General features: G+C 37.5%; 21 protein-coding genes and 1 riboswitch. Of the genes, 5 read left to right on the top strand and 16 right to left on the bottom strand.

The annotated features are described in order from the left end of the window. Window positions 1-109 precede the first annotated feature (109 nt). Complete coding sequence (locus tag ACQKIH_RS03380; RefSeq protein ID WP_057989860.1) at window positions 110-724, bottom strand: succinate dehydrogenase cytochrome b558 subunit; 615 nt, start codon at window positions 722-724, stop codon at window positions 110-112. A 272-nt stretch (window positions 725-996) separates the two neighbouring features. Between ACQKIH_RS03380 and ACQKIH_RS03375 the strand changes: the two genes are divergently transcribed. Continuing rightward, window positions 997-1416, top strand: a complete 420-nt coding sequence (locus tag ACQKIH_RS03375) for a YslB family protein (RefSeq protein WP_057989859.1) — start codon at window positions 997-999, stop codon at window positions 1414-1416. A gap of 116 nt (window positions 1417-1532) precedes the next feature. Here the strand turns inward: ACQKIH_RS03375 and ACQKIH_RS03370 are convergent, their stop codons facing one another. The 13 genes from ACQKIH_RS03370 to zapA form a co-directional block, all read right to left on the bottom strand. Then, window positions 1533-2012, bottom strand: coding sequence for an ACT domain-containing protein (locus tag ACQKIH_RS03370; protein WP_083493791.1), 480 nt, complete (start codon window positions 2010-2012; stop codon window positions 1533-1535). Window positions 2013-2136: 124 nt separating this feature from the next. Continuing rightward, window positions 2137-2314: riboswitch (Lysine riboswitch) on the bottom strand. A gap of 29 nt (window positions 2315-2343) precedes the next feature. After that, a complete protein-coding gene (uvrC, locus tag ACQKIH_RS03365; protein ID WP_427763457.1) occupies window positions 2344-4137 on the bottom strand; it encodes an excinuclease ABC subunit UvrC in 1794 nt (597 codons plus the stop codon). Between the two features lie 791 nt (window positions 4138-4928). Next, a complete protein-coding gene (gene trxA / locus ACQKIH_RS03360; protein WP_057989857.1) occupies window positions 4929-5243 on the bottom strand; it encodes a thioredoxin in 315 nt (104 codons plus the stop codon). 159 nt (window positions 5244-5402) lie between these two features. Continuing rightward, entirely contained in the window at window positions 5403-6380 is a 978-nt protein-coding gene (locus tag ACQKIH_RS03355; protein ID WP_057989856.1) for an electron transfer flavoprotein subunit alpha/FixB family protein, read from the bottom strand. Between the two features lie 230 nt (window positions 6381-6610). Further along, window positions 6611-7384: an electron transfer flavoprotein subunit beta/FixA family protein gene (locus tag ACQKIH_RS03350; RefSeq protein ID WP_057989855.1), complete on the bottom strand. Its 774-nt coding sequence runs from the start codon at window positions 7382-7384 to the stop codon at window positions 6611-6613. A gap of 29 nt (window positions 7385-7413) precedes the next feature. Beyond that, the gene (locus tag ACQKIH_RS03345; protein ID WP_427763454.1) at window positions 7414-8187 is read right to left on the bottom strand and encodes an enoyl-CoA hydratase; all 774 of its coding nucleotides are present in this window, start codon (window positions 8185-8187) and stop codon (window positions 7414-7416) included. A 16-nt stretch (window positions 8188-8203) separates the two neighbouring features. Then, window positions 8204-8785, bottom strand: coding sequence for a fatty acid metabolism transcriptional regulator FadR (gene fadR / locus ACQKIH_RS03340; RefSeq protein WP_057989853.1), 582 nt, complete (start codon window positions 8783-8785; stop codon window positions 8204-8206). 185 nt (window positions 8786-8970) lie between these two features. Further along, window positions 8971-10662, bottom strand: a complete 1692-nt coding sequence (locus ACQKIH_RS03335; protein ID WP_427763452.1) for a long-chain-fatty-acid--CoA ligase — start codon at window positions 10660-10662, stop codon at window positions 8971-8973. Between the two features lie 395 nt (window positions 10663-11057). Next, entirely contained in the window at window positions 11058-11471 is a 414-nt protein-coding gene (locus tag ACQKIH_RS03330) for a DUF350 domain-containing protein (RefSeq protein ID WP_427763451.1), read from the bottom strand. Window positions 11472-11523: 52 nt separating this feature from the next. Further along, window positions 11524-13890, bottom strand: coding sequence for an endonuclease MutS2 (locus ACQKIH_RS03325; protein WP_427763450.1), 2367 nt, complete (start codon window positions 13888-13890; stop codon window positions 11524-11526). Between the two features lie 24 nt (window positions 13891-13914). Then, the gene (polX, locus tag ACQKIH_RS03320) at window positions 13915-15627 is read right to left on the bottom strand and encodes a DNA polymerase/3'-5' exonuclease PolX (RefSeq protein ID WP_427763448.1); all 1713 of its coding nucleotides are present in this window, start codon (window positions 15625-15627) and stop codon (window positions 13915-13917) included. 76 nt (window positions 15628-15703) lie between these two features. After that, a complete protein-coding gene (locus ACQKIH_RS03315) occupies window positions 15704-16243 on the bottom strand; it encodes a CvpA family protein (protein WP_427763447.1) in 540 nt (179 codons plus the stop codon). Window positions 16244-16248: 5 nt separating this feature from the next. Next, window positions 16249-16509 carry a cell division protein ZapA gene (gene zapA / locus ACQKIH_RS03310; RefSeq protein WP_057989847.1) on the bottom strand — a complete coding sequence of 87 codons (261 nt, stop codon included), beginning with the start codon at window positions 16507-16509 and terminating at the stop codon, window positions 16249-16251. Window positions 16510-16763: 254 nt separating this feature from the next. On the opposite strand from zapA, the gene rnhC reads away from it, so the two are divergent. Then, window positions 16764-17699 carry a ribonuclease HIII gene (gene rnhC, locus ACQKIH_RS03305; protein WP_427763445.1) on the top strand — a complete coding sequence of 312 codons (936 nt, stop codon included), beginning with the start codon at window positions 16764-16766 and terminating at the stop codon, window positions 17697-17699. Window positions 17700-17747: 48 nt separating this feature from the next. On the opposite strand, the gene ACQKIH_RS03300 is transcribed toward rnhC, so the two are convergent. Next, window positions 17748-18119, bottom strand: a complete 372-nt coding sequence (locus ACQKIH_RS03300) for a VOC family protein (protein ID WP_427763444.1) — start codon at window positions 18117-18119, stop codon at window positions 17748-17750. Window positions 18120-18769: 650 nt separating this feature from the next. On the opposite strand from ACQKIH_RS03300, the gene ACQKIH_RS03295 reads away from it, so the two are divergent. Together ACQKIH_RS03295 and ACQKIH_RS03290 are read left to right on the top strand one after the other, a co-directional pair. Beyond that, entirely contained in the window at window positions 18770-19045 is a 276-nt protein-coding gene (locus ACQKIH_RS03295) for a CD3324 family protein (protein ID WP_427763442.1), read from the top strand. A 141-nt stretch (window positions 19046-19186) separates the two neighbouring features. Next, the gene (locus ACQKIH_RS03290; RefSeq protein WP_427763440.1) at window positions 19187-19837 is read left to right on the top strand and encodes a FusB/FusC family EF-G-binding protein; all 651 of its coding nucleotides are present in this window, start codon (window positions 19187-19189) and stop codon (window positions 19835-19837) included. A gap of 84 nt (window positions 19838-19921) precedes the next feature. Here ACQKIH_RS03290 and ACQKIH_RS03285 read toward each other — a convergent pair whose 3' ends face one another. Continuing rightward, window positions 19922-21418, bottom strand: a complete 1497-nt coding sequence (locus ACQKIH_RS03285; RefSeq protein WP_057989842.1) for a DHA2 family efflux MFS transporter permease subunit — start codon at window positions 21416-21418, stop codon at window positions 19922-19924. A gap of 158 nt (window positions 21419-21576) precedes the next feature. On the opposite strand from ACQKIH_RS03285, the gene ACQKIH_RS03280 reads away from it, so the two are divergent. Beyond that, window positions 21577-22470 (top strand): TetR/AcrR family transcriptional regulator, encoded by an 894-nt coding sequence (locus ACQKIH_RS03280; RefSeq protein ID WP_427763438.1) that lies wholly within the window; start codon window positions 21577-21579, stop codon window positions 22468-22470. Window positions 22471-22585 lie beyond the last annotated feature (115 nt).

The following is a 22585-nucleotide window of genomic DNA, read 5'->3' as shown; positions in this document are numbered from 1 at the left end:
TTCATTCATCATCAATTTCTTACTCCTCATATATAATTGCTAATTACTTTTACTCACAATTCATTCATCATCAATTTCTTACTTTGTATCAGTGTTACAGTTTGAAAAATTAAACGAATGCTAAGATTGCCGCAACACCCATAATACTTAAAATTACAAATACTAATAATGTAATATAAGTTGCGATTTGTTGAGACTTTTTAGATTGCGTAATACCCCAGCTTACTAGGAATGACCATAAGCCGTTCGCTAAGTGGAAAGTTGCAGATAAGATACCTACGATGTAGAATCCTAACATTACTGGATTCGCTACGATTTCAGCCATCATATCAAAGTTAACTTCTTCACCGAACGCTTTTTGAACACGTGTTTGGAAAATATGCCATGCAATAAAGATTACAAGGAATATACCTGTAAAGCGTTGTAATGCGAACATCCAGTTACGGAATGTGCTGAAGCGTTTTACGTTGTTCGTAGCAGTAAATGCAATATACACTCCGTAGAATGCATGGAACATAAGTGGAATATAGATAATAATCCATTCCATTGCTAACAATAATGAATGCGGAACTAATTCCATCATTCCTGTTGCGGTATTGTAAGACTCTTCACCGCCTACAGCAGTGAAGTTTAAAGATAAGTGGAACGCCAAGAACAATCCTACTGGAACTACACCTAATAACGAATGTAAGCGGCGCCATAAAAATTCACGATCTTTCGACAAAACTGTTACCCCCCTTAAGTACTTGAAATTCGCATCTATAAAGTCACCATTTTGTAAATGTTGATTATTGACTGCGTATCTCATCATGGTACAATATTATGACATGTCCATTGTACTCTCCACAGATACTAGCGTCAAGATAACATCGAACATTTCATACCCCTTTTAAAGACGGTATTACGCTGTTTAAAGTCACTATTATTCTACTTATAGTTCGACTTTCTATATATCGAATTAAATTACAAGAAAATTTAGGAAAGAGGTTTTTTTCAATGGAACCGCATAAAATGAAAACGATTCCAACTTTTGGCTATGAAATCGTTCGCGATCATTTACTTTCATCCATTTTAGGAAAACATGAAGCAGATGTCCTTTATTGGGGTGGTAAAGAAGTCGCTCGTCAATTCCCATTATTTTCAATGGAAGAAGCATCATCATTTTTCATGGAGGCGGGTTGGGGACAACTCACTTTAGAAAAAGAGCTGAAAGATGAGATACATTACATACTCACTACCGAAGATCCTGACACTCTCAATATTGAGCAGCGCTGTTTTCGATTAGAAGCTGGATTTCTAGCAGAGCAAAAACAAAAAACGTTTGGCTATTTAACGGAATGTTACGAGGAAAAAAATGTGAAGCACAATTATGTTAAATTCACTTTAAAATGGGATTTAAAAGAGCCAACCAGTTAATTATTCACCATCTATTGATAAAGCTTCAAGCTACTTTAGAAAGTAGCTTGAGGCTTTTATTCATTTAGGAAGCCTACAATCCGTAGCACCTCGCCTTTTTATAGAAATGAATGATTTTACTGAATTAAGGCAAACTCGTCATGCAACATATTAGCTGCTTGCATCATCTCGTCTTGTGGCACAATAACCGATACTTTAACTTCCGATGCACTGACCATTTTAACAGGAATATGCCCCTTCCCTAACCGCGCAAAGATTCGTGCTGCTACGCCTGGACCAAAAATCATACCTGATCCCGTAATCGAAATTTTAGCCAACCCTACTTCAAAATCAGCAAATCGAAAACCTAAAGCAACTTTACTCGACTCCAATATTCGTAAGCTTTCAGCAAATTTCTCCTTCGTAATTGTAAATGACACGGTTGGTTTGACACCATCCATTACCGACTGCACAATCATATCCACATTGATATTATTTTCTGCTAAAATACTAAATACTTCCGAAAGTGATGCTGTTTCATAAAAATCATAGCCAATTGTTAGTCGAATGACATCCGCTTCATAAAATACCTCGCGCACCGTTAAATTATTCCCCATTGTTTGCAACCCCTTTATATTAGCACTCAAAAACAAAATTTCAGTTTTGTCATACACGAAAAAAAACGACCTTCCACGTATAGGGAAAGTCGCCGTCAAGACAAATAATAAAAGTTAGATGTGCTCTTTGGATAGCTCTCCAGAACATGCGCTCTGACAATTTTACATCTCTTAAATGCAAAACCAGCAATTTGTGCGAACAATACACAATTCACTTCGGCAGTTTCCCCTTTCAAATGCATTCAACGGAATTGTCCTTCCTCATGCATCTTACTTTTGACTACTGCGCCTCTATCGATTGAATTATTCAATTATGTTTCACTCTAGCACACTATAAATCCTTTTTCAATGATTGTTCCTGAAAATGGTGATGAATCGTTTCAGCAAGTTTCTGTGATATGCCCGCCTCAATCAACTGGACAACGGATGCTTCACGTATTTTTTTCACTGAACCAAAATGCTTCATGAGCTGTTGTTTACGCTTCGGACCAATACCTTCAATACCGTCCAACGCCGAAACAATCGTATTCGCCTGTCGCTGCTGTCGTAAAAATGTAATCGCAAAACGGTGTACCTCGTCTTGAATACGCTGCAATAAATAAAACGCATCACTCGTTCTTTTTAGTGAAATAGGCTCTACTGGGTCACCGAATAATAATTGAGACGTATTATGCTTATCATCTTTTGCTAATCCAGCAATCGGAATATAAAGACCTAACTCATCTTCAATGACTTCACGCGCAACTTCCATTTGCCCTTTCCCACCATCAATAACGATTAAATCGGGAAGCGGTAAATTTTCTCGCAACACACGTGTGTATCGACGTCGAATGACTTCTTGCATCGCGCCGTAATCATCATGTTTCGCGGCTTCCTTCGTTTTATATTTACGATACTCTTTTTTCAGTGGCTTGCCGTCCACAAAAACAACCATTGCTGAAACCGGATCCGTGCCGTGCATATGACTATTATCAAATGCTTCAATGCGCATCGGAACGGGAATATTCATTGCCTCACCTAATGCTTCACACGCACCAATCGTACGTTCCTCTTGCCGCTCAATTAGTTGGAATTTCTCATGAATCGCAATATCTGCATTTTTCGTAGCTAAATCAACTAATTCCTTTTTCGAACCTTTTTTAGGAATAACAATTTTCACCTTCAAAAGCTCTTCTAATAAAGCGCCATCCACCTGTGTAGGAATGAAAATTTCTTTTGGCAGCATATGGTTTGGTTCTTCATAAAAACGCCCGACAAATGTTAAAAACTCTTCTTCTGGTTCATTATATATCGGAAAAACGGAAACATCTCGTTCGATTAACTTTCCTTGTCGTACAAAGAAAACTTGCACACACATCCAGCCTTTTTCCACAGCATAACCGAATACATCGCGATTGCTTAAATCACCTGTCACCATTTTTTGCTTTTGCATAATCTTTTCGATATGCGCCATTAAATCTCGATATTCTTTCGCTCGTTCAAATTCTAATTTTTCAGCTGCATCCAACATTTTTTGTTCTAAATCCTGCTTTACTTCTTCATAGCCACCATTTAAAAACTTCGCAATTTCATCGACCATTTCGCGATACACTTCGTTGTCAATTTCCTTCACACATGGTGCCAAGCATTGATCTAAATGATAATAAAGGCATACTTGCTTCGGAATAACGGCACATTTCCTCAATGGGTAAAGTCGGTCTAATAATTTTCTTGTTTCATTTGCTGCGAACGAATTCGGATACGGACCGAAGTATTTGGCCTTATCTTTTTTAATTTTGCGTGTCGTTAAAATACGCGGATACTTTTCATTTGTTATTTTTATATATGGATATGTTTTATCATCCGTTAGTTTAATATTATATTTCGGATCATGAAGCTTAATTAAATTCAGTTCTAAAATTAGCGCTTCTAAATCACTTGAAGTCACGATATATTCGAGGTCCACAATTTCACTTACTAAGCGGGCGGTCTTCCCATCATGGCTACTTGTAAAATATGAACGTACCCGATTTTTTAATGATTTGGCCTTCCCAACATAAATAATCGTCCCTTGGTGATCTTTCATCAAATAACAACCTGGATCACCCGGTAAAATTTCTAGTTTCGCCTTAATATTTGCATTCATTCCATCACCTTAAATTTCCGTCGTTTCCCTTTAGTTTACCCTAAGTTCAGGTGATTTTGAAAGGCAAGAGCTAGTGCTTTATTCGTTTCAATATAATTAATAGCCATTCTAAAAAGGGGGGAGTTGATTTCCATTCCGGGTCGGACGCTTTCCGCGGGCACGGCTCCAACTAACTTGTTTCTCGATACATCTCGAAACAAGTGGATTTTCCGCACGTGCTGTTCCCGCTGGAGTCGCCTCCCCTTCATTCCAATCAAATCCTTCTATTCAAGTTTGTCCTAATACAAATTCTAATCATTTTTTGGGATATGAAGTTAGTTTCAGTTACTCAATATTTTTATTGAAATATGAGATGAGCCCCACAATAAAATCCGTCGAGACTGCAAAACATGCCGTTGTCTCCCACTTTCATGGAGTATTTTTCCACTTAAAAGGTTCAGCTTTGCACAAAGGTTGTATGATTTTTGCTCTTCAATAGCAAAAAAATAGGATAGATTTTTCCTAATGGAATAAAAATCGATTGAGGATAACGCCGCCTCCCACGGAAGCGGCGCAATAAATCCAGAAAGTTTCAGTAGGCAAAATGTTTTAAAGGCTGGCCTTGCACAAAGCACAGAGATGAGTCGTATAGATTTGTGCAACAAAGCTGTGCGCCTCATGTGCTTAGCCAGCCCAAAATAGCAAATACTTTATTAGAACACTTATATCATAAGAATAGATTCTTTGATTAAACTTATATAGACGAAAAAAAGTCGTACACCCGCTACGGGCATACGACTTTTTGAATTGGATTATTTGTTGTCGTTAATGAAATCGATTAACGCTTCTTTTGGCATGAAGCCAGCAGTTTTTGCTTTTAGCTCGCCATCAACGAATAATAATAATGATGGAATCGACATGATTTGGTATTCAGCCGCTGTTCCTTGGTTGTTATCAACGTCTACCTTCACGATTTTCACATCGTTACCGATTTCTGTATCTAGCTCTTCAAGAACTGGAGCGATCATTTTACATGGACCACACCATGCAGCCCAAAAGTCTACTAAAACGACACCATTTGAAATTTCTTGCCCAAAAGTTTGATCTGTACCGTGTACAATTGCCATAATTAAATAGCCTCCTTATCTAACATCTGTTTGTAGTATAGCATGATTTGCCAATTGGCTAAAAATAATATGCTCGGGGAGGTATATTTACGTAAAAAAATCCCTTGAACATAGAAAAAATAACAGCTCCCTCATAATAAGGTGAGGAAGCTGTCGTTATTATGCTCCTACTTTTAACGCTTTAAACTCTTCAATTAGCATCGGAATAACTTCGAATAAATCGCCCACAATTCCGTAGTCTGCTATTTTGAAAATATTCGCTTCTGGATCTTTGTTAATTGCAACAATTACTTTCGAGTTCGACATCCCCGCTACATGCTGGATTGCCCCCGAAATACCTGCTGCGATATAAAGATCAGGTGTTACTACTTTACCTGTTTGTCCGATTTGTAATGAGTAGTCACAGTAATCTGCATCACATGCACCACGAGAAGCACCAACTGCACCACCTAGTAATTTAGCAAGCTCATATAATGGTGCGAAGCCGTCTTCAGATTTTACACCACGCCCTCCTGCTACAACTACTTTTGCCTCAGATAAATCGACGCCTTCCGTTGATTTACGAACAACTTCTTTAATGATTGTACGTAAATTTGTAATGTCCACCGACACTGAAGATACATCACCCGCGCGACCTGCTGCTTTTGCAAGTGGTGCGATGTTATTTGGACGAATTGTTGCGAAAATAACGCCTTCTTTTACCTTCACTTTTTCGAAAGCTTTTCCAGAATAGATAGGACGAATGAACACAACATCGTCTCCAGCACCTTGAATTTCTGTTACATCTGATACTAAACCAGCATTTAAGCGAGATGCAATTTTAGGTGATAAATCTTTACCTAAAGATGTATGACCAAATACAATAGCATCTGGTTTTTCTTGCTCAATAACCGCTAAAATGGCTTGGCTATACCCATCAGAAGTATATGTTTTTAAATGTGGATGTTCCACCGTTACAACACGGTTTGCACCGTACTCAACTAATTCAGATGCTACCCCAGCAACTGAATCTCCTACGATAAGACCTACTACTTCGCCACCATCAGCAATTTGTGTACCTGCAGCAATTGCCTCAAATGAAACGTTACGTAAGCTTCCTTCACGAACTTCACCTAATACTAATACTTTCTTTGACATGTATATCCCTCCATTACCATCTTCGTAAAATTATTGTTTACCATATCAATTACGCCTCGGCGTAATTGCGTCCAGATTTTTTTCGAGCTCTCTCGAAAAACTCCCCTAAAAAATCTGTGACATCCGCCGGGGCATTAACTTGATTAAGCCTGGGGTTGAACCCCTAATAGAATTGCATATTTAGCATTCATCCCCAACTTATAGAAGTAGGGGACATCTGCTGAATCAAGTTAAACTACTTTTGCTTCGTTATGAAGTAAGCTTACTAGCTCTTTAACTTGATCAGAAAGATCGCCAGCTAAAACGCGACCTGCTGCTTTTTGAGGTGGTAAATAAATTTCGATTGTCTCGATTTTCACTGCCACATCATCTTCATCGATATCTAAATCATCTAACTCAAGCTCAGCAAGTGGCTTCTTTTTCGCCTTCATAATTCCCGGTAAAGATGGATAGCGTGGTTCATTTAAACCTTGCTGTGCCGTTACTAATAATGGTAATGAAGTTTCTAATATTTCAGCGTCCCCTTCAATATCACGAACGATTTTTGCTGTCGTCCCTTCAATTTCAAGACTTGTAATTGTTGTTACGTAATTGATTCCTAATAAGTCTGCTAAACGAGGACCTACTTGACCAGACCCTCCATCAATGGCAACATTACCAGCTATAATTAAATCCGCTTCTTTGTCTTTTAAATATTCAGCCAATATGTAAGCTGCAGAATATTGATCTAACTCATCTAGATCATCTTCTGTATTAATTAATACGGCTTCATCTGCACCCATTGCAAGTGCTGTACGAAGTTGCTTTTCAGCATCCTCACCGCCGATTGTTAAAACTGTAACTTTACCACCTAAAGCGTCGCGTTTTTGAATGGCTTCTTCAATCGCATATTCATCGTATGGATTGATGATGAATTCTGCACCATCCTCTTGAATTTTACCGCCAGAAATGACGATCTTTTCTTCCGTGTCAAAAGTACGTTTTACTAATACAAAAATATTCATTATTCAGACCTCCTAAAAGCTTCTATTTTTTATTTGCCAGTAAACATTGGTTCACGTTTTTCAATAAATGCTTGAATACCTTCTTTTGCATCTTCTGAGACAAAAACTTCACCAAAGCTTGTCGCCTCTGCTAGCACACCTTCATAAAAAGATGGTGTTTTAGAATGATTGAGCATTTGAATCGTCGCTCTTAACGCAATCGGACTTTTCTTTGCCATTTTCTTTGCCAATTCCAGTGTTTTTGGCAACAGTTCGTCCTCTGAAAAAGCACGATTTGCTAATCCCCACTGAACAGCTTCTGTGCCAGAAATCGGCTCGCTTGTAAACATCATTTCAGCTGCTTTTGCCACACCGACATAACGTGGTAAGCGCTGTGTACCTGCAAAACCAGGGATTAGTCCTAATGATAGTTCAGGCAATCCTAACTTTGCTGATTCTGTCACATAACGAATATGGCAGCCCATTGCTAGCTCCAATCCACCACCTAATGCTGCACCATGAATGGCCGCAATGACGGGTTTCGAGAAATTTTCTAATCGTTCAAAAACTTGCTGTCCATTTTGTGCAAGGACAGTAAATTCTTCACCCGTTTGAACGCTCGTAAATTCTTTAATGTCCGCACCCGCAGAGAAGAATCGTCCATCACCATGTAAGACAATGACACGTACCGCCTCGTCTTGCTCCACTGCATCTAAAAAGGAATTTACATCTTTAATTAACCCTTGTGATAAAGCATTTGCTGGTGGTCTCGAAATTGTAACAACCGCTACGCCTTCTTCTACTTGCCAACTAAGAAACTCCATTTCCCCACATCCTTTTTTATGCTTTTAGTGCATTCAACAGCAATTGTTGAATTTTTGGAGACTGCTCCAATAAGTTATAACGATAATCTGACATCACCCAAGTTGTCGAAATTTCATCGATTGTACCAAACACCATTTGGCGGGCAATCCGAACATCCATCGTTGGATTAAATTCTCCACTTACCATGCCTTCAACCAAAATTTGATCAAGTAATGCCAAGTATTCTTTTAAGATAGAATTAATCTTCAATCGGAGTTCTCTATTCGACTGTCTCAATTCAAGCTGTGTAACCGTCGCTAAATGACGATCGCTCGAAAGGACACTTAAGTGATTCTCGATCATACTACATAACTTTTCTGAAGAAGTGTTTCCATTTTTTATTATATCCTGTAAGTTCTCTACAAATATACCCATTTTTTCGTTAAATACCGAGATTAATATATCTTCTTTGTTTTTGAAGTATAAATAAATGGTACCGTCTGCTACCCCAGCCTGTTTGGCAATTTTAGCTACCTGCGCTTGATGATAGCCATTTTCTGCGATTGCAATTACAGCTGCATCCACTATTTGCATATACTTGGGTTTATTTCGTTTCAAGTTGTTCACCACCAATTAAATGACACATTTTTTTGCCGAAAAGCGTAAAAAGATGTCCTTACTTTTGCAATAAAGAAAACTAAGATCTCTTATTTGCATTAAAAAAGATAAAAACATGAATGACCATTCATTCATGTTTTTATCTTATAATTTATCGAAGTTTCTGTCAATAGTTTACTGCTGAATTATTTTGCTTCTTGTTCTTCCATTTTTAGCTTTTCTTCTTCAATTAATGTGCGACGTAATATTTTACCTACTGCCGTTTTTGGTAGCTCATCACGGAAATCATAAAAGCGCGGCACTTTATAGGCTGCTAGATTTTGACGGCAATACGTATTTAATTCGTTTTCCGTCACAGATTTTCCTTCTTTTAACACGATATAAGCTTTTACGGTTTCACCACGATATGGATCAGGTATTCCCGCAACGACACATTCTTGAATTGCTTCATGTTCATATAGCACTTCTTCAACTTCACGTGGATAAATATTAAAACCACCCGCAATAATCATGTCCTTCTTACGGTCAACAACATAAAAGTAGCCTTCTTCATCCATATAACCTAAATCCCCTGTTAAAAACCAACCATCAGCAAATGTCATGGCCGTATCTTCTGGACGGTTCCAATAGCCTTTCATCACTTGTGGACCTTTAATCGCAATTTCACCAATTTCCCCTGGAGGTAATAGTTCAGTATCCCCTGAACGTAAGATGGCGGCATCTGTATTCGGCCATGGCAAGCCAACCGAACCGTTAATTCGTTTCTCCCAAATCGGGTTCACATGTGTTACCGGTGACGTTTCTGTTAAGCCATATCCTTCTACAATCCGCCCACCTGTTATCTCTTCAAACTTTTCCTGTAATTCTATTGGCAACGGTGCAGAACCACTCATACACGCCTTAATGGATGAGAGATCATATTTCGATAAGTCTGGATGATTTAAAATACCAATATACATTGTTGGTGCACCTGGGAACAATGTTGGTTTTTGCTTATCGATTGTTTTTAAAGTTTGCTCCACATCAAACTTTGGCAATAACACCATTTTAGCCTGTTGCATGACCGATAATACTAAAACGGTCGTCATGCCGTATACATGGAAGAATGGTAAAACACCTAAAATGATTTCTTCACGTTTTTTACAACGATACATCCAAGCATCACACATAGAGGTATTCGCCACTAAATTTTTATGCGTTAACATAACACCCTTTGGATAGCCCGTCGTACCACCAGTATATTGCAACAATGCTAAATCATTCTCGAAATCAAATTCGATTTCAATCGGCGTTGCAGATTCAGTGCGCATAATTTCAGTGAATAAGTGATTCATCCCACTGTGCTCAACCTTTACACTAAAGCCATATTGCTTCTTTTGTATAAATGGATACACTAAATTTTTTGGGAATGGTAAATAATCTTTAATGCCTGTCACAATGACATTTTCAATATTCGTTTCTTTTAATATTTTCATCGCGCGCGGATACAATATATCCATTACTAAAATAACTTTTACGCCTGCATCCGCCATTTGATATTGCAACTCACGCTCTGTATACAATGGGTTTGTTTGAACAACAATGCCCCCTGTAAACAATATCCCGTAGTACGCAATTACTGCTTGCGGACAGTTCGGTAGCATAACCGCTACACGATCCCCTTTTTCTACTCCTAGAGAACGTAAATAATTTGCAAATTTTAAAGAAGACTCATAAAGTTCCTTGAAAGTAAGTTCTTTCCCCATAAAATGAACCGCTACATTTGACGGAACTTCATTATTTGCCTGTATTAAAAATTGCTGAACAGGAATTTCAGGAATATCCAACGTATGCGGAACTTCCTTTGGGTAACTCGCAAACCATACTTTTTCTGTCATTAAACTTCTCCCCCTTTGCAAAAGCTTCATTCACTTGTATTTATTATAATTAAAAAAGGAATTTCTTTCAAACTATTTTTATTTGATTTTTCCAAATATTCTATTTTGTGCGGGTTTTTTCTGAAAAAAATTATGTTTTTCATAATAATACTTATATTCGTTTGCACAATAAAATATACATTCCCTTCCAAATATACTTTTTAAGAATAATATTTTTCGTTTGCAAATTTTTTTGGTGTTGAAATGAATACATAACTAAAAAAACTATCAAACTAGAAAATTTCTAGGTTGATAGTTTTTAACATTTACACCGTTAGCATGTAGTATACGCCTACGATCAGGAACAACACACAGACGACAATTAACACTTTTGATAAGGTTTCCATCATATTCTCCTAAGATATACTTGCACCAATTACGAATGACAAGCCAACAGAAATCGTACACGAAATAAATCCAACTGAACGATTATCTGCAGCAATTTCTTCATCTACTTTAAATTTTGGTGTTAAAAATTCAAATAATATATACGCAAAAATTAATAGACTAAAACCAAATAAGCCCCAACCTAACATTTCAAGCAACGAAGTGTGTTTCTCAATAGAATAACGGAAAATATTACACACCCCGAGGATCTTACCTCCTGTCGCTAAAGCAACTGCAACATTTCCCTTTTTAATCTCTTCCCAATTTTTGTATTTCGTTACGATTTCAAATATAATCATTGAAACAAACAGACAAAGGACGACCACACTAAAATAACCTGCTGTTTCAACGAGAGGATGTTGCCAAAAAATTGAACTTAGCAATTCATTCAACCCCTTCTAAATTAACTTCTCTATTTCTTAAAGGAGCAACGCTTTATTTTAATTCTACCACAGTGACGCCAAAGCCACCCTCGCCTGCTTCGCCGTAGCGGAATGTTTTTATACGCTTATCTTTCTTTAAAAAGCTCTGAATGCCTTGTCTTAGCGCGCCCGTTCCTTTGCCGTGGATAATAGAAACACGTGGATAATTGGCTAAAATCGCATCATCTAAATATTTTTCTGTAAGGATTAATGCATCTTCATAGCGTTCCCCGCGCAAATCAAGTTCCAGCTTCACAATGGTATTGCGGTTTTTAATATTCGTCATCGTTCTTGTTACTTGCTCTTTTTCAGGCTTAATATATTCTAAGTCCGCTTCTGGTAGCTTCATTTTTAATATACCAATTTGAACGACCCATTCTTTTGCACTTACTTTTTGAAGTAATGCCCCTTTTTGACCGTAACTTAATACTTTTACTTCATCGCCCACTTGAAGGTTTTGAATGCGATCACGTGCAGCAACAGCCTTTTGTAACACTTTATTGTCCCTTGGTGCAGCTTCATCTAAACGTTTTTTCGCATCAATGATTTCATGTTCTTTAACAGACATGGCAGCATTTTTTTTCATTTCACGCAATTCTGCAATAACCTTTTCAGCTTCTTTTTTCGCCTCATCGACAATTTTATGCGCTTTATCTTTTGCTTTCTTTTCTAAGCTATCTTTCTTTTCATCGTATGCTCTTAAGCGCGCTTCAAGGTCCGCACGAATTTTTTGTGCATCTTCTAGTAAAACATGCGCCTCGTCTGCTTCACGCTCCGAACGTAATCGACTTTCTTCTAATGAAGCAATCATTGACTCTACTTCATGGCGATCAGTTCCCGTAAATGATTTCGCACGGTCGATGACTTCATTATTTAATCCCAGTCGTTTCGAAATTTCAAATGCATTCGAACGTCCTGGCACACCGATTAATAGACGATACGTTGGGCTCAGTGTTTCCACATCAAATTCTACGCTTGCATTGACAACAGATGGTCGATTATAGCCGTATGCTTTTAATTCAGGGTAATGCGTTGTTGCCATAATACGCGCGCCTTTACCAACCACCTCATCCAAAATCGAAATGGCTAGTGCCGCACCTTCTTGTGGGTCTGTCCCTGCGCCAAGCTCATCAAAAAGGACAAGGGAATTTTCATCGAACTTACTTAAAATATCAACAATGTTTACCATGTGAGAAGAGAACGTTGATAACGATTGTTCAATGGACTGTTCATCCCCAATATCTGTGAAAATTTGATCGAAAACAGCTAATTCCGAACCATCTAATGCAGGTACTGGTAAACCACATTGCGCCATTATTGTACAGAGACCTACTGTTTTTAACGTAACGGTTTTACCACCTGTATTTGGGCCTGTAATAACAATCGCTGTAATATCACGGCCAAATTCAATCGTGTTTGGTACCGCTTTTTCGATTGGTAATAAAGGATGTCTAGCACGAACTAAGCGCGTAAAGCCTTCTTTATTCATTTTCGGCATCGTGCATTTATTCGCCTGTCCGTATTTTCCTTTTGCTAAAATCACATCAATTTCTCCAAGTAGCTGTACAAGGACAAATAAATCATGTCCTACTTCTTCTACCATTGCTGTTAATGCTGATAAAATACGTTCGATTTCAACCTTTTCCTTCATTTTTAAGCGCTGTACTTCATTATTTGCTTGTACAACGGCATCCGGTTCGATAAATAACGTCTGTCCTGAAGCGGATTGATCATGAATAATCCCGCCATAATGCGAACGATATTCTTGTTTTACCGGGATAACGAAACGGTCATTACGAATTGTAATAATCGTATCAGATAACATTTTCGTCGCATTTGAACCGCGTGTTAAACTTTCTAATTTTTGGCGAACTTTTGATTCTTCCGCACGTAAACTTTGACGAATCGATCGTAATGCTGGGCTCGCTGAATCTAAAACCCCGCCATTATCATCAATGCAGTCATTTATTTCATGCTGCAACGCTGTTAATACAGGCATTTGTTCTTTTCGTTCAATAAAATGTGGAATCGTAATCGTATTTTCTGATTCAATATCTTCAATAAAATTACGTAAAATTCGGCTTGCTCGTATCGTACTGGCGATTTCCATTAGTTCGATTGGACTTAACGTACCACCAATTTGAGCACGTCTTGCATGGAGACGTACATCAAAAATACCGCCCATTGGTGCACTACCTTTGACACGTAAAATGGCTAAACCTTCATCCATTTCCTCTAGTAATTCTACGACCGTTTCAAAATTCGTTTCTGGTACTAATTCATCAATTGCATTTTTACCAATTGAATTTGTACAAAATGCAGCTACCTGCTCTCGGACTTTATCAAATTCTAGTGTTTTCAGTACTCGTTTTTCGATCATGAGAACACCTCCTGTTACTTAAAGTTAATTTTTATTTTTATTTATAAATGTATCAAACTGCTCTTTTGACCATGTGTTGACGATTAAACTTTTTTTCAACCAAGCTTTTTGTGCATATTTTGTCCCAATATCCATGAAGCGTAGTTGATCAATCGCATGGGCATCGGTATTAATCGCAATCGGGACGTTTTTCTCCATCGCCAATTGCAAATGTTCCACACATAAATCTAAACGATATGGATTAGCATTTAGCTCTAAAATTTTGCCATGCTGTGCGGCCCATTCAATAAGTAATGGAATATCTGGATCATAGCCACCGCGCTGTCCAACTATGCGCCCTGTTGGATGGGCAATCATGTGGACATACGGATTTTCGATCGCCGTTTTTAAACGGGCCATAATTTTATCTTGTGATTGCGTAAAGCTAGAGTGAATCGATGCAATTACAAAATCTAATTGCTTCATGACATCCTCATCAAAATCTAATGAGCCATCAGGTAAAATATCCATCTCTGTCCCATGGTATAAACGGAAATTCGGATGTGCTTCATTGAATGCGATAATTTCTAACTTTTGCTTGTCTAGTCGTTCTGGTGTTAACCCATTTGCTACTTTTAAATATTGGGAATGGTCGGTAATGACACCATGTGTATAGCCATGAGCGATTAAAGCTTCTCCCATTTCCGCCACAGAATGCGCCCCATCTGACCAAGTTGTATGCATGTGTAAATCTGAAACAATATCTGAAAGCTGGACAAGCTGATCTAGTTCATCTAAACGATCCAACTCTTTGCCACTTTCTCGAACAGTTGGCGGTATAAATGGCAAATTGAAGTGCGCAAAAAACTGCTCTTCAGTTTCGAATGTTACTACCGACCCATCTTCTTGCTCCACACCATATTCGCTTATTTTCTTGCCCATCGATTTTGCGAGTTGGCGCATGCGGATATTATGATCTTTAGAGCCTGTAAAATGATGAAGTGCCGTTGCATATTCTGAGCGTTTCACCAATCTAAAATCGACACTAACTGGCTCATCTCTGTCTAAAATAACCGAAATCTTCGTGTCCCCAGCAGCTACCATTTCTAAAATCACTAACTTAGATAAAATCGCGTCACGCACAAGTTCATGCGCTTCAGTTGCAACGATAAAATCAACATCCTTACTCGTTTCTGCAACACGACGGAAGCTTCCTGCAACCGAAAACTTTTCTACTTCTGGTAAACTCGACAACAATTCATTGATTTCAACGACTACCGGCTCTAATTGCCATATCGGTAAACGTTCTGCACGACTTCCGAAGTTTTCTAATTCCTTTAAAATCTTTTCTTCTGTTTTGGCAGCAAAGCCTGCGAGTTCACGAACTTTTCCTTCCTCACAAGCTACTTTCAGCGTTTCCGCATCCGTAATTTGTAGTTCTTGATAAAGTTTCGCTAATTTTTTTCCACCTAGCCCTGGTAATTTCATCAGTGGAATCAAGCCCTTTGGTACAACTGTTTCGAGCTCGATTAATACGCTGGACTGTCCCGTTTCGATCAGTTCTAAAATAACCGCTGCTGTCCCCTTGCCAATGCCTTTTATCGCAGTTACATCTTCTATTTCACTTAAACTGCGCTCATCGGCTTCTAGTGCAGCCGCAGCCTTACGAAATGCCGAAATTTTAAATGGATTTTCTGCTTGTAATTCCATATATAGCGCAATTTTCTCTAATGTACGGATGATTATTTTTTTGTTCATTGTAAATAGAAGCCCCCTAATTAGCGAAAAAAACTTCCCCCGAAAATCGAGAGAAGTGCTTCACATTGATTTTCAATTATTTCATGTAAATATACCACCAGTTTTGGAACAATTTCGTAATGACTGGTGTATGTTCGAGCATAATGCCCGTTATGATGGAATTATCCACAATTTTTTGAATCGACTCTAATGGGATAAGTGCTACTACATATAGACCGATAAATATGACAATATACGCTTCTATAAAGCATAGTACGGCACCTAAAAGGAAGTTCAAGGAATTAAACACAGGTAAATATGCTAAAAAATCAAACATAGACCCGATAATCTGTAATGCAATCTTTGCAACAAAAAAGATAATCGCAAAAGCAAAGACGCGATAAAATGTACGGTCCACATCCAAGGAATCCAGTGCAAGTGCAACCGTTGCATTGTCAGTAAATCCAGGATAAGGAATCCACAAAACGAATTTATCCGCAAGTTGCTTGTAGTAAGAAACAGCAAGAAGTAGTGCAATAATAATACTGCCTATATGAATTAATTCTACTATGAATCCACGCTTCGCACCAATAATCAAACTAATAATAAGTATTATAAAAATAAGTAAATCTAACATTTATTTCAACCCTTCAATTGTTTCAATTGTTCTTCTAATTTCTCACATTGCTCTTTTAATAATAAAAATTCATGAATCGAATTAACAGCTGTCAACACTGCAAGTTTTGCACTGTCTAATGATGGGTTATGTGAATTAATTTCACGCATTTTCTCATCCACTATTGAAGCGACCAGCCGCATATGTCCTGTCGACTCTGTTCCCACCATTTTATATGTATGACCGTAGATTTCTACTGAAATTCGATTCTTCTCTTGTGCAGTCAAAATAATCCCTCCAGAAAGAATATAAACAGCATCCCTTTAACTAGTAGCATTCCCATTCTTTTCAAAACGCAGTCCGATTCTGATTAATTAATTTCACATTTTTTCTTATTGTATATCATACCATTTCCAATTTAAACATAGCAACACAATCACCGTTTTGTCACGACGAAACATGATATTTCAATGAAATTTCCACTTTTTCCTTCGACCCGTTATACTAATTATTAATTAGTTTTTTTAAGAAAGGGTTTATTATGACAAATATTGTATTGCAGTTAACGAGTGAAGAACAACAAAAAATAAAAACATTCTATAACAAATCGCTTATTGATCGGAATGGTCCAGGTATTCTTTTTGGGATTAAGCTAACGGATACAGCCATTACAGCTTACAAATCGGGCAAAGTGATGTTTCAAGGGGCGGGTGCTACACGCGAAGCAGCAAAATGGGGAACTGTTTCAGCAACGGCAAAAAAAAGCTCGAATACAAAAGGCGATACGTTACCGAAAGATTTCGCTTCCCTTTCCGTTATTGGCTCTGATGAAACAGGGACAGGTGATTATTTTGGACCTGTTACCGTCGCTGCAGTTTATGTACCAGCGGATAAGATTGAATTAGTTCAAGAGCTTGGCGTAAAAGATTCTAAACAATTAACAGATGAATATATGAGGAAAATTGCTCCGGATTTAATGAAGGTTTGCACGTACAGCATTTTAACTTTGCGCAATGACAAATATAATGAAATTCAAGCGAAGGGCAATTCACAAGGGAAAATAAAAGCCCTTTTACACAACCAAGCTTTAAAGCATGTATTAAATAAAATTGCTCCGGAAAAGCCGGAATATATTTTAATCGATCAATTTGCAGAGCGTGGCATTTATTATAATTACCTCAAAAATGAAAAAGAGATTATTCGTGAACAAGTGCTATTTTCAACAAAGGCCGAAAATTTACATGTCGCAGTTGCAACAGCGTCCATTTTAGCGCGCTATGCCTTTTTAAACGAAATGGACCGTTTAGCAGAAATCGTTGGCTTTCCGATTCAAAAAGGTGCAAGTGGAAAAGTGGACCAAATGGCCGCTAAAATTTGGCTAAAGTTCGGTGAGGACACATTACGTTCCATGACGAAATGGCATTTTGCTAATACAGAAAAGGCAAGAACGCTCTTACAAAAGAAGCGCTCGAACTAAATAAATTATAAAAAGGCTGCGAATAAAATAAGTTCGCAGCCTTTCGAATTATTTTTCAACGATAGCGAAGTAATTTCCTTCATCATCCGCAAAGTTGAATACTTTTCCAAGTGGCATTGACACCATTTCACCAACCGTTACATTTAAGCCTTTTACCTTTTCATACAGTTCATCCAATTGGCTTGAATAAAATAATAACGAAGGCGCTTTTAAATTGAGCTCCGGCTGCATTTTACCAATTAACTGTTTGTCGTGTAACACGATGCTTGTTTGAGCCTCTTCTGTCGGTGCAATCGTAATCATTCGCATACCATTGTCCTCGTCAGAAATAACAACAAACCCCATTTTTTCTGTCCAAAACGTTTTGGCTTGCTCCTGATTATCAACATAAAGCATTACTTGTCCTAATTGTTCAATCATGTAGCTCTTCCTTTCTAATTCTCTAATTATTCCCTACTATACATAAAAAAAATGGCATGAGCAAATTTGCTATTGAGAAGGCTTTATTTAATCTATTTTCAGGTTATTATGGGCGCCACTTATATTAGTCACGCGTGTTGTGAAAGGTTATACTTAGTGCAAAACTATGTTGGTATATTAATTGCCACTCCTGCATGTTTGTGGTGATCAACAATTTTGGTGAGCTTCACTTGAATATCAATTAGCGCCAATAATGTTTCTTCTTTCATAAACATAACAATCCCCCCTTCGTCACACTTCTCTTTCATTGAAAGGCAAGCAACTAGCCTGTATAGTGTTAACTAGAATGGAGAATTTACATGTTACGTCTTTCCTGCGCTAAATGAATATACACTCTACCTGTCGGGTCTAGTATAGATTTCACTAATAAAGAAGGTACTACCAACATATAGATTTCAGTTTAAGGGAGGTGCTTACAGTTGGAGAATCTTATGCGATTGTCTGATACTTCACACACTCATGCAAAGCCAGTAATTAAGAAAGGCGATACTTTGCATGGGGCGTAAAAATTTAATTTTATCGCTAAAAAAGCTTTTCTAAACAATTGGCTTTGCTCACTTATTCGAATTTACAATAAGGAGCGAGCAAAATTGAAGTATATTAACGCACAAAAGGTTTTACCTGAAAAGCTAATCTCAGAAATTCAAAAATATATACAAGGGGAAACACTATATATTCCTAAACCTGAAACCAATTATCAAAAATGGGGAACGTCTAGTGGCAGTAGGCAGCGCTTAGATCACCGCAATGCTGCTATTCGAGATGCTTTCACAAAAGGGATTCCTATTGAAAAACTAGCTCAGGAATATTATCTCTCCGTTGAAACAATCAAAAAAATTGTCTATTCACATAAAAATAAAACTTAGTATTGACCGCCCCATGTAAATGTTGCATGGGGTGTTTTATGTATCAAATGGTTCTAAATGATTCTCGTCCTAGTAGTACATCCTTTTTTCTATTAAAATAAGTGTACCAAAACAATTGCAGAAATTTAGGAGCGATATATGATGACCGAAAGATTTATTAAAAACGAGCAGTTCAACTTTATTAGCAAACAGGTGGCTTGGATTAAAGATAGTACGAAGCAACATTTACCCGCTAATGTGTTAGCTACTGTGTGCGATTTATCCAATGAAAAAATCCTAAACTGTATTCCAAATTTAACAGCTGAGCAAAAGGACATCCTGGATTTTTCTAAACTAATAACGGTTGAAGCGTATGAACAAAAGCTTGAGCAACTTGCTAACTATTTGATTCCCTTCCCAACCATTAACGAACAGCAACTAAGAAAGTTATTTCCAAAAAGTAAAAAGTTAAAGCTACCTGATTTATCAAATGTAGACTTAACACGCGTAACTTACTTAAGTTGGAATGATAGTCGCTCCAATAAAAAGCATATACTTTATGAGCTTGAGGGCCAATTAGTTGGAATTGAATGTACATTTTTACCATCTACAAAGAAAAATATTTGTTCCATTTGCCATAGCCACGCAGAAGTTACTCATTTTTCTACTATTACAAAAGCTAAAAAGCTAAATAATCCCGATTATTATAAATCCATTGGCAACCTGATTTGTACTAATAGTAGTGAATGCAATAAAAAAATTACAGATGTTACTTATTTAAAGGATTTCTTGGAAGAATCTCTTCGTAAATAACAAAGCCTTATTTTACGAAATACAGAAAAATGAAATGCACCCCAATTGATAGACACATCTAACAATTGGGGTGCAGCTTTTTTATTATTTTTCTTTTACCTTACCCATAAAATCTTCACGTTTTGTAACATCTACCCGTTTTACAAATATCGTCAAAATTAATGCGACAACAGTTACTCCTGCAGAAACCATGAATGAATACGTAATGCCGTCAAGCATGGCCTGTTGCCCAATTTGACTAGCTGTTAACTGCGCATCAGTTCCATTTGCCTGCATTTCTCCTGCAATTTCCGCTGCACGTGTTTTTGTGTGCGAGTTAAAGATTGTTACTAAAACAGCTGTACCAATTGCCCCCGCCACTTGCTGTGCTGTATTGTTCATCGCTGTACCATGCGGATTTAGACGGTTCGGTAAAGCGTTCAAGCCGTTCGTCATAATCGGCATCATTACTAATGAAATACCAAACATACGAATTGTATACACTGTAATAATATATAAATAAGAAGAGTCTAGTGATAAATAACCGAGTCCGAACGTTGAAACCGTTGTAACAAATAACCCGACGAGCGCAATGGTACGCGGTCCAAATTTATCAAATAACTTCCCTGTTATCGGAGACATGATCCCCATGACAATTGCTCCTGGTAACATCATTAATCCCGCGTCAAACGGACTAATCTCACGGACATTTTGTACATATGCAGGTGTTAAAATCATTCCTGAAAACATCGCTACTGATAATACCATTGAAATTACCGATGCTAATGCATAAGCTGGATAAGAGTAAATTCGTAAATCTAGTAAAGGTTCTTCTAATCTTAGCTGACGAACAACGAACCAAATGATTCCGATTACGCCAACTAAAATTGTTCCCCAAACTTCAACTGCTCCCCATCCAGCTGTACTCGCTGTACTAAATCCATATAATAATCCACCGAATCCAATCGTTGATAAAACAACTGAAAGAATATCAATTCTTGCTGGTCGGTTTGGTAATACGTTTTCTAATTTCCAAATCGCCAATAATAGTGCAATGATGGCGAATGGTAAAATCATTTTGAACAGTACGCTCCAGTCGTAATGTTCCACGATCCACCCTGATAATGTTGGTCCAATTGCTGGTGCTAACACCATAACTAAACCGAAAATACCCATTGCTGAACCACGTTTCTCTATTGGGAAGCTAACTAACATTACATTCATTAAAATTGGTGCAATTGCAGATGCTCCTGCCGCTTGAACCATACGCCCAGCAAGTAAAATTTCAAAGGTTGGCGCAAATGCTGCCACTGCTGTACCAACGACGAAGATTGACATTGAAACTATAAATAATGGTTTTGTTTTAAATTTTGTTATTAAGTATGCTGAAGCGGGAACTAAAACACCACCAACAAGCATGTACCCTGTAGATAACCACTGTACTGTTGAAAAATCTTCAATATTAAAAGATTTCATAATTGTTGGGAGTGCAACGTTTAATAACGTGTTGTTTAAAAATGCTACGAATGCCCCTACGAATAATATTGCTATCATTAAATAAGGTGGCTTTTTAACCTGAGTTGTTTGTGCTGTTTGTGCCATTGTCTATTCCTTCCTTCTATCCACTTAATTAACTATCCTTGGACTATATTATACTCACAGTCCAAAAAAATCAACTTTTTAGACCGCGAAGTCCAAAGTGATTGCTATTTTAATATATGAGAAGTAAAATTAACGTATTATTCAATCGGGAGGTTATTATGAACCCACGAAAAAAACAAGTGATTGATTCGGCCTTGCAGCTATTTATCGAAAAAGGTTTTCACAACACATCGATTCAAGAAATTTTAGACCGTGCCAAAATTTCAAAAGGGACATTTTATAATTATTTTTCTTCAAAAAATGAATGTTTCATGGCCATCTTAGAGCAAAACCGTTACGAAGCAAATTTACGCCGACATGAAATACTACTCGGTAAAGATGTCGCGGATGAACAAGTATTAATTGAACAGATTATTGTCTTAATGAAAATAAATAAGGAACAAAATTTAATTCCATTATTTGAAGGGGTTTTCCAATCTAATGATACGGAATTACGATCCATGTTAGCGCGTTATCGTCTCTATGAAGTGGAATGGGTATCCAACCGATTCGTTGATGTATTTGGCGAAGAGGCAAGGCCCTTTACGTTCGAATTGACCATTACATTTTTCGGAATCATTCAGCATTTGTCGATGACTTATCGGTCGTCGCACGGTATTGCCATTGAAGCAGATAAAATTGTGAAGATTGCTTTTAGAAATATTAAAGCAATCTTACCAGTGATGAATAGTGAAGAAATTTTATTGACGCAAGATTTATGGTATTTAATCGAATCCCGAGTGGAGCGCAAATCGATTCCAATAGAAGAAATAATAGATAAGCTCATGAGTTTTCATGAAGGATTAATGTATGAAAATGCTGATTGTATTGGTGTGCAATTTACTGAAAGTTTACTGGACGAGTTTAAACGGGAAAACTTGCGCATTGCAGTAATCGAAACATTACTCAAAGGTTTCCGTAATTCATTAGCTGAAACGCCCAATGTTGCTGAATCCATCGAAATCGCGAATTTGATGTGGTATTACCTAAAAAATGAACAGGAATCAAAATAATAAAAAGCATTTGCTCTAATGGGACTGACCCCAAAAATATAGACAAATAAAAAAAGCATCTTCGATTGAATTCGGGTTTAGATACCTAAAATTCAACTAGGGGGTGTTTTTTTAT

Source organism: Solibacillus cecembensis, assembly GCF_050272495.1.
In the GTDB taxonomy this organism is placed as follows: Bacteria; Bacillota; Bacilli; order Bacillales_A; family Planococcaceae; genus Solibacillus; species Solibacillus cecembensis.
Note: the sequence above shows the minus strand (reverse complement) of the source record. Positions and strands in the feature narration are given on the sequence as shown.

What these genes read in the sequence shown, in the direction of transcription:
- ACQKIH_RS03375 (WP_057989859.1), top strand. Translation starts at nt 997, where the DNA reads ATGGAACCGCATAAAATGAAAACGATTCCAACTTTTGGCTATGAAATC.
- ACQKIH_RS03370 (WP_083493791.1), bottom strand. Translation starts at nt 2,012, where the DNA reads ATGGGGAATAATTTAACGGTGCGCGAGGTATTTTATGAAGCGGATGTC.
- uvrC (WP_427763457.1), bottom strand. Translation starts at nt 4,137, where the DNA reads ATGAATGCAAATATTAAGGCGAAACTAGAAATTTTACCGGGTGATCCA.
- trxA (WP_057989857.1), bottom strand. Translation starts at nt 5,243, where the DNA reads ATGGCAATTGTACACGGTACAGATCAAACTTTTGGGCAAGAAATTTCA.
- ACQKIH_RS03355 (WP_057989856.1), bottom strand. Translation starts at nt 6,380, where the DNA reads ATGTCAAAGAAAGTATTAGTATTAGGTGAAGTTCGTGAAGGAAGCTTA.
- ACQKIH_RS03350 (WP_057989855.1), bottom strand. Translation starts at nt 7,384, where the DNA reads ATGAATATTTTTGTATTAGTAAAACGTACTTTTGACACGGAAGAAAAG.
- ACQKIH_RS03345 (WP_427763454.1), bottom strand. Translation starts at nt 8,187, where the DNA reads ATGGAGTTTCTTAGTTGGCAAGTAGAAGAAGGCGTAGCGGTTGTTACA.
- ACQKIH_RS03335 (WP_427763452.1), bottom strand. Translation starts at nt 10,662, where the DNA reads ATGACAGAAAAAGTATGGTTTGCGAGTTACCCAAAGGAAGTTCCGCAT.
- ACQKIH_RS03325 (WP_427763450.1), bottom strand. Translation starts at nt 13,890, where the DNA reads ATGATCGAAAAACGAGTACTGAAAACACTAGAATTTGATAAAGTCCGA.
- polX (WP_427763448.1), bottom strand. Translation starts at nt 15,627, where the DNA reads ATGAACAAAAAAATAATCATCCGTACATTAGAGAAAATTGCGCTATAT.
- ACQKIH_RS03315 (WP_427763447.1), bottom strand. Translation starts at nt 16,243, where the DNA reads ATGTTAGATTTACTTATTTTTATAATACTTATTATTAGTTTGATTATT.
- rnhC (WP_427763445.1), top strand. Translation starts at nt 16,764, where the DNA reads ATGACAAATATTGTATTGCAGTTAACGAGTGAAGAACAACAAAAAATA.
- ACQKIH_RS03300 (WP_427763444.1), bottom strand. Translation starts at nt 18,119, where the DNA reads ATGATTGAACAATTAGGACAAGTAATGCTTTATGTTGATAATCAGGAG.
- ACQKIH_RS03290 (WP_427763440.1), top strand. Translation starts at nt 19,187, where the DNA reads ATGACCGAAAGATTTATTAAAAACGAGCAGTTCAACTTTATTAGCAAA.
- ACQKIH_RS03285 (WP_057989842.1), bottom strand. Translation starts at nt 21,418, where the DNA reads ATGGCACAAACAGCACAAACAACTCAGGTTAAAAAGCCACCTTATTTA.
- ACQKIH_RS03280 (WP_427763438.1), top strand. Translation starts at nt 21,577, where the DNA reads ATGAACCCACGAAAAAAACAAGTGATTGATTCGGCCTTGCAGCTATTT.